We start from the raw sequence: 13062 nt of genomic DNA, 5'->3' as shown, positions 1-13062 counted from the left end.
CCGTTCTGCGACCCGTTGGTCGCGTATGGTCACGCTGGGAGTGGGTATGTTCGCAAAAAACAGGTGGATTGTTCCAGATAAATCTTGAAACAGTACACGATTCGTTGTGCGGATTACCGTTCGTAGCAAAGGCGGTATACTCTTTCGCCATAATGCACGTGTTTCCCAAGGTCTCCGGTGGCCATCAAGTTATAGGTGTAGTCCTGTTTGGTTTTTTCGAGTGCCAGCGAATGCTTGCCTTCAATTGTTTCAATGGTGAACTTGTATTCAAGGCGTATGCTCCAGCTGTTTACAAATTCGCCGTCCTCTATAATCGGATCGAGACCCGAGCGCGGTGTATATGCCCTTCCAGCTGCGCGATGTTCGTCGTTCCAATCGACGATCATTAGGTCGTTTTTGAAAGTTATTCTAAAATTTTTGGCTGTGTCATGTTCGGGGGGGCAGGTGTAGGTGGCGTTGTATTTGGTGAATGTTGTGACGTTTGGCCCAGCGTTGTCATAAAATTCAAAGCCATCAATAGAGAGTTCTCCCGTTGCCCTGTAGCCTAAGCCGCCTGTAAGTAGGGGTGCCCAGTCAAGTAGACTGATACCCGAAGCAGATTCCTTCAGTTGTTTGATTATCAGATTTTTCGTTATGAAATCAGAGTTGATCAGCACGTTTGCACTGTAACCGTCTGGCAAGAGGTATGGCAGCTTGTCGTTTCGATCGGGTGGGATGGCATTCGAACTGTCGAACCCTTCGAGCTCTACAAATAAAACAACGGCCCCGTCACCAAAGGACGCCTGGTTTCTAAGCCGTGTGCCGGGTGCGCCGTGGGTGCGAATCTTGAAATCCTTTGGCTTGAGTATAAGGTCTGCTAGATTAGCCAGTTCACCCAGTGTGTACTCGATGATTTCTCGCTGTCCGGGTTGTACCGTGTAGGCTTCAAAGTATTCTTTGAAATGCAACCCCAGTTTGTCTAGTTCGAATTGTGTTGTGCCACCGTAGAAGGCATAGTTAGTACCTGCAGCATAGCTGAAGTAAACTCTGCCATTCTCCGATACTGCATTCCTAGTGTTTTTCAACTCGATATCGAATACAAGCGATGGCCCATTGATAGGGGAAGCCTTCGCCAAGCGTGTGACCTGCCGGCGCGTGCTGCCTACCGCTTGACTTAGCTGAAGCTGCTTGCCTCTGACCGTTCGCATCATCAGCGTAGCTTTAGAATCGCTGAGGTCTGCATTCTCAAATGTCAGCCTTGGCTGGTCCAGGCAGAAGTCACTCAACTGATGATAAGAAACGCCTTGTTCGATATCGACCTCACTGTTCATCGGGTCCAGGAATAGCTCTCCCGTGTAGCGCTCAATAAACTCCTGTTTCAGTACATTGTTTGCTGTTTTTCTATCGAATGCCACGATCACGGGGTAGCCAAAATTTTTCCGTGCTTTGGCTATCTCGTTCAGAAAATCTTCAAGTGACTGGCGTACAAAATTATTCATCGTCTTCTCTCTTTAATTAAGCTGCCTGCAAGGCGCCCCGTTCCAGCCTGGTTATGAGGCGGCCAGTGGTAGCCGACAGGGGGCGCTAGTTGGCTTGCCAACATTAATTTGAGTGGTCCGCTTAATATTTTCTACGCCTGCTTTAATTATTTGCCTACTGGCAAAAATGCTAGGTGTTCAGCCCATAGAGAAGTTTCAGGTGGGGTGCCGGCATCTCGCCTGCCGGCTGGCGTGTCAGGGTATTGCTAGCTAAATCATTTCTGATGCAAGCACTAGAACAACTTCAGCGGTGGTTCGTCCAACGCGGCCATCTGCTCGCGCAGGGCAAGAATCTGGTCGCCCCAGTAACGTGGCTGGCCGAACCACGGGAAGCTGGGTGGGAATGCCGGGTCGTCCCAGCGCCTTGCCAACCAAGCGCTGTAGTGCAACTGACGCAGGGCGCGCAGGGGCTCGATCAAGGCCAGTTCGCGCGGGTCGAAGTCGTGGAACTCGTTGTAGCCGTCGATCAGCTCGGCCAGCTGCCCAAGGCGCTCCTCGCGGTTGCCGGCCAGCATCATCCACAGGTCTTGTACCGCCGGGCCCATGCGGCAATCGTCGAGGTCGACCACGTGGTACACCTCGTCGCGGTGCATCAGGTTGCCGGGGTGCAGGTCGCCGTGCAGGCGGATGAGCTGATGCGGTGTACGGGCGTAGATGTCCTCCACCCGCTTGAGCAGGTCGCGTGCCACGGACTCGAAGGCCGGCAACAGTTCGCGAGGGACAAAACCACCTTCCAGCAGGGTGTTCAGCGAGGCGTGGCCGAAGTTGTCCACAGCCAGGGCTTCACGGTGCTCGAATGGCCTGCTGGCACCCACGGCATGCAGACGGCCGAGCAACTGGCCAAGGCGGTAAAGCTGATCGAGGTTGCCTGGCTCCGGGGCATGGCCGCCGCGGCGGGGGAACAGTGTGAAACGGAAGCCCTGGTGTTCGAACAGGGTGCGGCCGTCGTGCTGCATCGGCGCAACCACCGGCACTTCACAGTCGGCCAGTTCAGCGGTGAAGCTGTGTTCCTCAAGAATGGCCGCATCGCTCCAGCGGCCTGGGCGGTAGAACTTGGCGATCAGCGGCTGCGCGTCTTCGATGCCCACCTGGTAGACGCGGTTCTCGTAGCTGTTCAGCGCCAACACGCGGGCATCGCTGAGGAAGCCCAGGCTTTCCACGGCGTCCAGGACCAGGTCGGGGGTGAGGGTGTCGAAGGGGTGGGACATGATGGCTCCGGGGATAGGCGGCATGGAGCCCATGGTACAGCGTTATACCTGTACCGGCCTCTTCGCGGCTAAAGCCGCTCCCACAGGTTTTGTGAGCATCCTTCAGGCGACGCGGTCCCTGTGGGAGCGGCTTTAGCCGCGAAGAGGCCCGCCCAGGCTATGCAGGTACCCCGATCAGCACAACGGACGGATTAAACTGCACCCGCACCGAACTACCAGCCGCCACTTGTAGCCCGGCCAACCAATCCGCTTCGGCAATGGCACACAGCGTCTGCCCATTACTAAATGCCAGTCGGACCTCGCTGGGCCCGTCATCCGCTGCCAACACTTCTTCCACCGTAGCACTCAAGCAGTTGCTGCCGACCTCGGCTTGCTCCCCCTGCGCCAACAACCGCACCCACCCGGCCTTGAGCAGCGCTACTACCATCGTCCCCAGCGTCAGCTCCAGCCGCGCGGTACTGTCGTGTGTGATCAGCGCGTCGATCTCCAGCCCGCCGCCCAATGCCAGGCTGACGCGGTCATACCGGCCTTCGCGGCGCAGGCCGCTGACCTGGCCCTGCAGCTGGTTGCGCGCGCTGGTGCGCAGCATCAGGCGCCCGAGCAGGTCGAGGTCGCTGGACTCTTCGGCGGCTTCGAGGATTTGCGCCTGCAGGGCCTGCAGCCTTTGATACAGGCGCAGCACCCGCTCGCCTTCCGGCGACAAGCGCGCACCGCCGCCACCTCGACCACCGGTGCTGCGCTCGACCAGGGGTTGGCTGGCCAGGTTGTTGAGCTCGTCGATGGCATCCCAGGCCGCCTTGTAGCTGATGCCCGCTGCCTTGGCGGCGCGGGTGATCGAGCCTTGTTCGGCAATGTGCTGCAGCAGCGCGATGCGCTGGGGGCGGCGGGCGATGTGCTGGGTAAGCAGAGTAGGCAGCGGCATGAGCATTGAGTCGTTGTAGGTGATGGGCCTGAAGGTGAATTGTGTAGGACTGCACAGGTCATGCATACCCTGGTTTGGGCGTGCGTGCCAGGCAATACACATCTACCTGTCGCGCTCCGGCCTTGCGCAGCACCTGAGCAATGGCCTGCGCGGTGGCACCGGTGGTCAACACATCGTCGACAACAGCGACATGCTTACCTGTCAGCTTGCCAGTGACCGCAAACGCCTGACGCAAGTTGCGTCGCCTTGCCTTGGCAGTCAGCTGTTGCTGCGCAGTCGTTTCGCGCGTGCGCATCAGCAATCGCTCATCGCAAGGTAGCCGCAGTTGCGAAGACAACCAACGCCCAAGCATCCCCGCCTGGTTGAACCCTCGTTCCCGCAGTCGACGGCTTGCCAGGGGCACAGGCAACAGCAGGTCTGGGCGGGGTAGCCCTTCGGCAAAGCGGTGCAGCAGCCCATGCCCGAGTAACTCGGCCATCAAACGCCCCACTGGCCATTGACGATTGTGCTTGAAGCGACTGATCAACGTGTCCACCGGAAAGCCGTAGTGCCACAGGGCAATGACCTGATCGAAGGCCGGCAAGCGGCGGCAGCACTGGGCGCAAGTCAGCCCGGCCATGGGCAAGGGCAGGGCACAATGCTGGCAGTGATCACCCAGCCAGGGCAGTTCCTGCTCGCAGGCGGTGCACAATGGGTAGCGCTGCTCGGCAGGCTCATCGCACAGTAAACACGTTTGATTAATAAGTGAGCACTTGTAAACCAGCCTTTTCCAGTGTGGTTGACAGTTCATAGGCCTTCCATGACTATGCGAGCTATCCGTGATGCGCTGGCGGGCTTTCCTGTCCCGGCGCCAGCTACAGCCTAAACAAGGAAACGCCGATGAGCGCCAGCACAACTGCAACAACACGTCACGACTGGTCCCTGGCCGAGGTCAAGGCGCTGTTCCAGCAACCGTTCAATGACTTGCTGTTCCAGGCGCAGACCGTACACCGCGCGCATTTCGACCCAAACCGCGTGCAGGTTTCGACTTTGCTGTCGATCAAGACCGGTGCCTGCCCGGAAGATTGCAAATATTGTCCCCAGTCCGGCCACTACAACACCGGGCTGGAAAAACAGAAACTGATGGAAGTGCAGAAGGTGCTGGAAGAGGCCGCCCGGGCCAAAGCCATCGGTTCTACCCGCTTCTGCATGGGCGCGGCTTGGAAGCACCCGTCGGCCAAAGACATGCCCTACGTGTTGGAGATGGTCAAAGGTGTGAAGGCCATGGGCCTGGAAACCTGCATGACCCTCGGCAAGCTCGACCAGGATCAGACCCTGGCCCTGGCCCAGGCTGGCCTGGACTACTACAACCACAACCTCGACACCTCGCCGGAGTTCTACGGCAGCATCATCACCACCCGCACCTATGGCGAGCGCCTGCAGACCCTGGCCTACGTGCGCGATGCTGGAATGAAGATCTGCTCCGGTGGCATCCTGGGCATGGGCGAGTCGCTGGACGACCGCGCCGGCCTGCTGATCCAGCTGGCCAACCTGCCCGAGCACCCGGAATCGGTACCGATCAACATGCTGGTCAAGGTGGCCGGCACACCGCTGGCCGAGGAAGAAGACGTCGACCCGTTCGACTTCATTCGCATGCTGGCCGTGGCCCGTATCCTCATGCCCAAGTCGCACGTGCGTCTGTCCGCAGGCCGCGAGCAGATGAACGAGCAGATGCAGGCCTTGGCCTTCATGGCTGGCGCCAACTCGATTTTCTACGGCGAAAAACTGCTGACTACCGCCAACCCGCAGGCCGACAAGGACATGCAACTGTTCGCACGCCTGGGCATCAAGCCCGAAGCGCGGGAAGAGCACGCCGATGAAGTGCATCAGGCGGCGATCGAGCAGGCGCTGGTCGAACAGCGCAGCAGCGAGATGTTCTACAACGCTGCATCGGCCTGATATGGCCTTCGACCTGGCAGCGCGCCTGGCCGAACGGCGCGCCGCAGACCTGTATCGGCAGCGGCCACTATTGGAAAGCCCACAGGGGCCGGAAGTAGTGGTCGATGGCCAACGCCTGCTGGCCTTCTGTAGCAATGACTACCTGGGTTTGGCCAACCACCCCGAGGTTATCTCTGCCTGGCAGGCCGGCGCCGAGCGCTGGGGTGTGGGCGGCGGTGCCTCGCACCTGGTGGTCGGCCACAGCACGCCGCACCACCAGGTTGAAGAGGCGCTGGCCGAACTGACCGGGCGTCCGCGCGCGCTGTTGTTCTCTACCGGCTACATGGCCAACCTGGGCGCCATCACCGCGCTGGTGGGGCAGGGTGACACGGTGCTGCAAGACCGACTGAATCATGCCTCGCTGTTGGATGGCGGGTTGCTCAGCGGTGCGCGCTTCAACCGCTACTTGCACAACGACTCAGCGAGCCTGGCCAGCCGCCTGGACAAGGCCGTCGGCAATACCCTGGTGGTGACTGATGGTGTGTTCAGCATGGACGGCGACCTGGCCGACCTGCCGGCGCTGGCCGATGTCGCCCGTGGCCGTGGCGCCTGGTTGATGGTCGACGATGCCCATGGCCTGGGTACCTTGGGCGCACAAGGCGGCGGTATCGTCGAGCACTTCGGCCTGGGCGTGGCTGATGTACCGGTCTTGATCGGCACGCTGGGCAAGGCCTGCGGTACCGCAGGTGCCTTTGTTGCCGGCAGCGAAGATCTGATCGAGGCACTGGTGCAGTTCGCCCGGCCCTACATCTACACCACCAGCCAGCCACCGGCGCTGGCCTGCGCTACGCTCAAAAGCCTGGAGCTGCTGCGCCGCGAAACCTGGCGCCGTGAGCACCTGGCCGCGTTGATTCGCCAGTTCCGCGAAGGCGCGCAGCAGATCGGGCTGCAACTGATGGACAGCCCGACGCCGATCCAGCCCATCGTGATCGGCGACAGTGCGCAGGCCTTGCGCCTGTCACGCATGCTGCGCGAGCGCGGCTTGCTGGTGACGGCTATCCGTCCGCCTACCGTGCCGGCGGGTAGCGCCCGTCTGCGGGTAACCTTGAGCGCCGCGCACAGCGAGGCGCAGGTGCAGCTATTGTTGAATGCATTGGCCGAGTGTTATCCACAACTGGAGAACGCCGATGCGTAATCGACTTGTTCTGCTGCCTGGTTGGGGCCTGGGCATTGCTGCCCTTGAGCCGCTGGCAGCCAGCCTGCGCGCCCAGGACGCCCGCCTGCAGGTAGAGCTGATGCCCTTGCCGGAATTGCCTCACAGCGATGTGGAGGGCTGGCTTGACCACCTCGACCGCAAGTTGCCGGCGGATGTCTGGCTGGGCGGCTGGTCGTTAGGCGGCATGCTCGCCAGCGCCCTCGCGCACAAGCGTGGCGACCACTGCTGCGGCCTGCTGACCCTGGCCAGCAACCCCTGTTTCGTGGCCCGCGCGGACTGGCCGCATGGCATGGCCGAAGACACCTTCGGCACCTTCCTCGACGGCTGCCGCAGCCATACCCAGGTCACCCTCAAGCGCTTCCGTACCTTGTGCAGCGATGGCGCCCTGCAACCACGCACCTTGCTGCGCCAACTGGGTGTCGGCGTGCCGGACACCGACCCGCTGTACCTGGCCACCGGCCTTGAGGTGCTGGCCAAGCTGGACACTCGCGAAGCCCTGCAGGCCTATGGCGGCCCGCAGTTGCACCTGTTCGCCGGCAGCGATGCGCTGGTGCCGGCAGAGGCGGCGAAGGCCTTGAGCGAGCTGTTGCCCGATGTGGAAGTGGGCCTGGTCGAAGACAGTTCCCACGCCTTCCTGTTGGAGTACCCGCAGGAGTTGGCGGCGGGCATCAAGAGTTTCCTGCATGAGAGTGGCGATGACTGATCTTTCCCGTCCGACCCTACCCGGTGCATTGCCCGACAAACGCCAGGTAGCGGCTTCGTTCTCCCGCGCGGCAGCCAGTTACGACAGCGTGGCTGCCTTGCAGCGTGCGGTAGGTGCGAACCTGCTGGAGCAGTTGCCTGCAGGCCTGCAGCCGTTGCATTGGCTGGACCTGGGCAGCGGCACCGGCCACTTCAGCCGCATGCTTGCTGAGCGTTTCGCCCAGGCCAGCGGCGTGGCGGTGGATATCGCCGAAGGCATGCTGCGCCATGCACGCCATGAACAGGGCGGGGCGCAGTATCACGTGGCTGGCGACGCCGAGCGCCTGCCGCTGCGTGATGGCAGTGTCGACCTGGTGTTTTCCAGCCTGGCGGTGCAGTGGTGCGACCAGTTCGCCAGTGTGCTGGCCGAGGCGCAGCGCGTGCTGCGCCCAGGCGGTGTGCTGGCCTTCAGCAGCTTGTGCGTGGGCACCCTCGACGAACTGCGCGCCAGTTGGCAAGCGGTAGATGGGCTGGTGCATGTGAACCGCTTCCGCCGGTTCGAAGACTACCAACGCCTGTGCGCGGCCAGCGGCTTCGAACAGCTTGAGCTGCAGCGCCGCCCGCATGTGCTGCATTACCCGGACGTTCGTAGCCTGACCCACGAGCTGAAGGCTTTAGGGGCACACAATCTGAACCCTGGGCGCCCTTCCGGCCTCACCGGCAGGGCGCGCATGCAGGGCTTGTTGCAAGCCTATGAGGCATTTCGCCAGCCTGCGGGGCTGCCAGCTACCTATCAAGTGGTCTATGGTGTGTTGCGCAAGCCACAGGCGTAAGGGGAACACGATGAGCCAGGCCTATTTCATTGCCGGCACCGACACCGATGTCGGCAAGACCACCATCGCCGCCGGGCTGTTGCATGCGGCGCGCTTGCAGGGCATGAGCACGTTGGGCGCCAAGCCGGTGGCCTCTGGCTGCACGATGACGCCCAAAGGCTTGCGCAATAGCGATGCCCAGGCGCTGATCGACGAAAGCACGATCAAGTTGCCCTACGAGCAGGTCAACCCGTTTGCCTTCGAGCCTGCAATTGCCCCACATGTGGCCGCGCGCGAGGCGGGGGTGACGCTGGCGGTGCCAGAGCTGTTGGCGGCTATGCGTAATGTGCTGCAACAGCATGCCGATTTCACCTTGGTGGAAGGGGCCGGTGGCTGGCGCGTGCCGCTGTCGGGCCTGGAGAACCTGTCCGACCTTGCCATTGCCCTGCAGTTGCCGGTGATTCTGGTGGTAGGCGTGCGCTTGGGTTGCATCAGCCATGCCTTGCTCAGCGCCGAGGCCATAGAACGTGACGGGTTGCAGCTGGCGGGTTGGGTGGCAAACATCATCGAGCCGCGTACTTCACGGCTGGAAGAAAACCTGGCCAGTCTGGCTGAACGCTTGCCGGCGCCTTGCCTGGGGCGGGTGCCCAAGTTGAAGCAGGCCAGCGCCGATATGGTGGCTGAGCATTTGCAGTTGGACCTGCTGGATTAGCCGTTTCCAGGCCTGGTTCTTTTGCGGGAATACCCCAGGCCTATCGACTGGCACCAGGCCATTAGGGATTTAAACGGGCCTTTTCACGCCTGGCCTGCTTTAATTGGGGCTGTTCGTCATCCAGCGTCAATGGAGTCCTGACATGGAAATCACCGGTAGCTCCGCTTATTACGCGGGCCTGAGCGCAATCCAGGCCGGCCAGAGCCGCGTTGATCAGGCCGCCGCCCAGATCGCCAACACCACCGCCGAACGTACCGCCACCAGCCAGTCCAGCGATTTTCAGGCCGAACGCCTGCGCGCGGTCGACCGCAGCCAGCAGATGGACATGGCCACCAGCATCGTGCAACAGGCAGTGGGCAAAACCGAAGTCGAACTTGGCGCAAAAGTGGTCAAGGCATCCGACGAAATGCTCGGCCGGATCATCGACACCTACGCCTGAATTCTCGGCGTTTCCCCTGCATCGCGACCCACCCCTGTGGGAGCGAGTTTGCCCACGAATGCGTTTGACCAGATACCTCTGTTTTCTGGGCGGGCCTATTCGCGGGTAAACCCGCTCCCACAGGGGTTTTTGTCATGCGATGGCATATTTGCCATTTTTCGCGGCGTAAATGGCACCATAGTCCAACCTTGACAGAACGCGGTGCTAAACGTAAGTTTCAAACAACTGTTTGATAGACGGCCGCCAAGAGCTGGTCACCCCCACAGAACTGACCCAGAGGTTCATCGCAATGCCTGATTACAAAGCCCCCTTGCGTGATATCCGCTTCGTTCGCGACGAGCTGCTTGGCTATGAGGCGCACTATCAGAGCCTGCCGGGCTGCCAGGACGCCACGCCCGACATGGTCGACGCGATCCTCGAAGAAGGTGCGAAGTTCTGTGAACAAGTGCTGTCGCCGCTGAACCGTGTGGGTGACCAGGAAGGCTGTACCTGGAGCGAATCGGGCGTTAAAACCCCGACCGGCTTCAAAGCGGCCTACGAGCAGTTCGTCGAAGGCGGCTGGCCGAGCCTGGCGCATGACGTAGAACATGGCGGCCAGGGCCTGCCGGAATCGCTGGGCCTGGCCCTGAGCGAAATGGTCGGTGGTTCGAACTGGTCGTGGGGCATGTACCCAGGCCTTTCGCATGGCGCGATGAACACCATTTCTGCGCATGGCACCCATGAGCAGCAAGAGACCTACCTGACCAAGCTGGTGTCCGGTGAGTGGACCGGCACCATGTGCCTGACCGAACCCCACTGCGGTACCGACCTGGGCATGCTGCGCACCAAGGCCGAACCACAGGCCGACGGCAGCTACAAAGTGTCGGGCACCAAGATCTTCATTTCGGCCGGTGAACACGACATGGCCGACAACATCGTCCATATCGTCCTGGCCCGCCTGCCGGACGCACCGGCTGGCACCAAAGGCATTTCGCTGTTCATCGTGCCGAAGTTCCTGCCTAACGCCGAAGGCGGCGTGGGTGAGCGCAACGGCGTGAGCTGCGGCTCCATCGAACACAAAATGGGCATCCACGGTAACGCTACCTGCGTGATGAACTTCGATGCTGCCACGGGCTACCTGATCGGCCCGGCCAACAAAGGCCTGAACTGCATGTTCACCTTCATGAACACGGCTCGCCTGGGTACCGCGCTGCAAGGCCTGGCCCACGCCGAAGTGGCGTTCCAGGGTGGCCTGAAGTACGCCCGCGAGCGCCTGCAGATGCGCTCCCTGACCGGCCCGAAAGCACCGGACAAGGCTGCCGACCCGATCATCGTCCACCCGGACGTGCGCCGCATGCTGCTGACCATGAAGGCCTTCGCCGAAGGCAACCGCGCCATGGTGTACTTCACTGCCAAGCAGGTGGACATCGTCAAGTACAGCCAGGACGAAGAAGAGCGCAAGAAGGCCGATGCCCTGCTGGCGTTCCTGACCCCGATCGCCAAGGCGTTCATGACCGAAGTCGGCTTCGAAGCCGCCAACCACGGCGTGCAGATCTACGGCGGCCACGGCTTCATCGCCGAGTGGGGCATGGAGCAGAACGTGCGCGACAGCCGTATCTCCATGTTGTACGAAGGCACCACCGGTATTCAGGCCCTCGACCTGCTGGGCCGTAAAGTGCTGATGACCCAGGGTGAAGCACTGAAGGGTTTCACCAAGATCGTGCACAAGTTCTGCCAGGCGCAGGAAGGCAACGAAGCGGTCAAAGAGTTTGTCGAACCGCTGGCGGCCATCAACAAGGAGTGGGGCGAGCTGACCATGAAAGTGGGCATGGCCGCCATGAAGGACCGCGAAGAAGTCGGTGCGGCCTCGGTCGATTACCTGATGTATTCCGGCTACGCCTGCCTGGCCTACTTCTGGGCCGACATCGCCCGCCTGGCGGCTGAGAAACTGGCTGCAGGCACCAGCGAAGAGGCGTTCTACACGGCCAAGCTGCAGACTGCGCGCTTCTACTTCCAGCGCATCCTGCCGCGTACCCGTACCCATGTGGCGACCATGCTGTCGGGTGCCAACAACCTGATGGCAATGGACGAAGAGCACTTCGGCTTGTCGTACTGATCCATCGGCTGTACCAAAAACCCGCCTGCCTTCACCGGCAGGCGGGTTTTTTGCTTTTGGGGTGCTACTGCGAATCCTGTGTAGGCGTGGCCTTGTGTCTGAACTGAATTCAACTGTTCATGTGCACTGCCGATGAAGTAGGGGCACAATGCCATTATTGATCTGCCGGGTTGGAGATTACCCTTGTTTCGTCTTAACGCTGTTCGCGCAAGCCACTTCCTGCCTTCGCTGTTCCTGTTGCTGGCAGGGCTCGCCGCAGCCTATGTGAGAGACCTCAGCGTCTTTTTCACATCGCTGTTCAATGTCTTGCCTACCTTGGTTCTGCTGCTGGGCGGCGCCTACTGCGCGGTGTACCGCCGCCAGCGTGAGCTGTTCATGATGCTTACGGTGTACATCGCCTACTTCCTGCTCGACACCCAGACCGACTTCTACCGTGACCATGGCCGCGTGCGCGAGGACGCAGCGGTAATCTTCCACCTGGTGTGCCTGCTGCTGCCGGCGCTGTTCGGGCTGTATGGCGCCTGGCAGGAACGCACTCACCTGCTGCAGGACCTGGTGGCCCGCGGTGCCGTGCTGTTTGCCGTGGGCAGCGTGGCAGTAGCCCTGGAGCAAAGTTACCCCGAGGCGTTGCTGACCTGGTTGGCTGAAATTCGCTGGCCGGCCTTGCATGGCCAGTGGATGAGCCTGATTCAGATGGTATACCCCTTGTTCATCGGCGTGTTCATCCTGCTGGTGGTGCAATACCTGCGCGCACCGCGGCCGCTGCACGCCGCGTTGATAACGGGCCTGCTGGGCATTTTCTGGATGCTGCCGCAAACCTTCATCCTGCCGTTTACCCTGAACATCATGTGCAGCCAGGTGATGCTGATGATCGCCGCAGCCGTGGCGCACGAGGCTTATCAGATGGCTTTTCGCGATGAGCTGACCGGCCTGCCGGGGCGTCGTGCGCTGAACGAACGCATGCAGCGCCTGGGGCGCAACTATGTGATCGCCATGACCGATGTCGACCACTTCAAGAAATTCAACGACACCCACGGCCACGATGTGGGCGACCAGGTGCTGCGCCTGGTCGCCAGCCGCTTGTCCAAGGTCACCGGCGGTGGTCGCGCCTACCGTTATGGTGGCGAGGAGTTCGCCCTGGTCTTCGCTGGCAAGACCGCCGAAGAATGCGTACCGCATGTGGAAGCCGTGCGTGAAGTCATCGCCAACTACGTGATGCATCTGCGCGACCAGCATAACCGCCCGCAGGACGATACGGCCGGGCGTCAGCGCCGCGCTGGCAGTGGCGGCGGCACGGTCTCGGTCACCATCAGTATTGGCGTGGCCGAGCGCCATGCCGATCATCGCAACCCCGAGGCGGTGCTCAAATCCGCCGACCAGGCGCTATACAGCGCCAAAGGTGCGGGGCGCAATTGTGTCATGGTGCATGGGCAACAATCGCAGCGTGGGGCCGTGCGGACGGCGTGACCGAATAAGACTGTATGGTCGAGTGATGACCCTATGTCTCGTAAAAGTTGTTCGGTTACACTGCCAGTAACCCCAG

12 protein-coding genes are annotated in these 13062 nt (G+C 61.2%); 8 read left to right on the top strand and 4 right to left on the bottom strand.

The window, feature by feature from the left end; translation table 11 throughout:
* Positions 1–113 precede the first annotated feature (113 nt).
* From Q9451_RS28965 to Q9451_RS28950, 4 genes are all read right to left on the bottom strand, one after another.
* Positions 114–1478: a hypothetical protein gene (locus Q9451_RS28965; protein ID WP_345960830.1), complete on the bottom strand. Its 1365-nt coding sequence runs from the start codon at positions 1476–1478 to the stop codon at positions 114–116.
* Positions 1479–1750: 272 nt separating this feature from the next.
* On the bottom strand, positions 1751–2725 hold the full coding sequence (locus Q9451_RS28960) for a serine/threonine protein kinase (RefSeq protein WP_012270159.1): 975 nt from the start codon (positions 2723–2725) through the stop codon (positions 1751–1753).
* Between the two features lie 157 nt (positions 2726–2882).
* On the bottom strand, positions 2883–3647 hold the full coding sequence (locus Q9451_RS28955; RefSeq protein WP_345960829.1) for a TOBE domain-containing protein: 765 nt from the start codon (positions 3645–3647) through the stop codon (positions 2883–2885).
* Between the two features lie 58 nt (positions 3648–3705).
* Positions 3706–4437: a ComF family protein gene (locus Q9451_RS28950; protein ID WP_012270161.1), complete on the bottom strand. Its 732-nt coding sequence runs from the start codon at positions 4435–4437 to the stop codon at positions 3706–3708.
* An 89-nt stretch (positions 4438–4526) separates the two neighbouring features.
* Between Q9451_RS28950 and bioB the strand changes: the two genes are divergently transcribed.
* From bioB to Q9451_RS28910, 8 genes are all read left to right on the top strand, one after another.
* On the top strand, positions 4527–5585 hold the full coding sequence (bioB, locus tag Q9451_RS28945) for a biotin synthase BioB (protein WP_012270162.1): 1059 nt from the start codon (positions 4527–4529) through the stop codon (positions 5583–5585).
* Position 5586: 1 nt separating this feature from the next.
* Complete coding sequence (gene bioF, locus Q9451_RS28940) at positions 5587–6759, top strand: 8-amino-7-oxononanoate synthase (protein ID WP_012270163.1); 1173 nt, start codon at positions 5587–5589, stop codon at positions 6757–6759.
* Entirely contained in the window at positions 6752–7483 is a 732-nt protein-coding gene (locus Q9451_RS28935) for an alpha/beta fold hydrolase (protein WP_012270164.1), read from the top strand. The genes bioF and Q9451_RS28935 overlap by 8 nt, the downstream gene beginning before the upstream one ends.
* Entirely contained in the window at positions 7476–8294 is an 819-nt protein-coding gene (gene bioC / locus Q9451_RS28930; RefSeq protein WP_012270165.1) for a malonyl-ACP O-methyltransferase BioC, read from the top strand. The genes Q9451_RS28935 and bioC overlap by 8 nt, the downstream gene beginning before the upstream one ends.
* 10 nt (positions 8295–8304) lie before the next feature.
* Positions 8305–8985 carry a dethiobiotin synthase gene (gene bioD, locus Q9451_RS28925; protein ID WP_012270166.1) on the top strand — a complete coding sequence of 227 codons (681 nt, stop codon included), beginning with the start codon at positions 8305–8307 and terminating at the stop codon, positions 8983–8985.
* A gap of 142 nt (positions 8986–9127) precedes the next feature.
* Positions 9128–9424, top strand: coding sequence for a hypothetical protein (locus Q9451_RS28920; protein ID WP_012270167.1), 297 nt, complete (start codon positions 9128–9130; stop codon positions 9422–9424).
* Positions 9425–9713: 289 nt separating this feature from the next.
* Positions 9714–11519: a phenylacyl-CoA dehydrogenase gene (locus Q9451_RS28915; protein WP_012270168.1), complete on the top strand. Its 1806-nt coding sequence runs from the start codon at positions 9714–9716 to the stop codon at positions 11517–11519.
* 183 nt (positions 11520–11702) lie between these two features.
* Complete coding sequence (locus Q9451_RS28910; RefSeq protein WP_012270169.1) at positions 11703–12986, top strand: GGDEF domain-containing protein; 1284 nt, start codon at positions 11703–11705, stop codon at positions 12984–12986.
* Positions 12987–13062: the final 76 nt, after the last annotated feature.

Source organism: Pseudomonas sp. NY8896 (genome assembly GCF_039634505.1).
The sequence above is the reverse complement of the archived record's forward strand: the minus strand, read 5'-3'. Positions and strand labels throughout refer to the sequence as shown.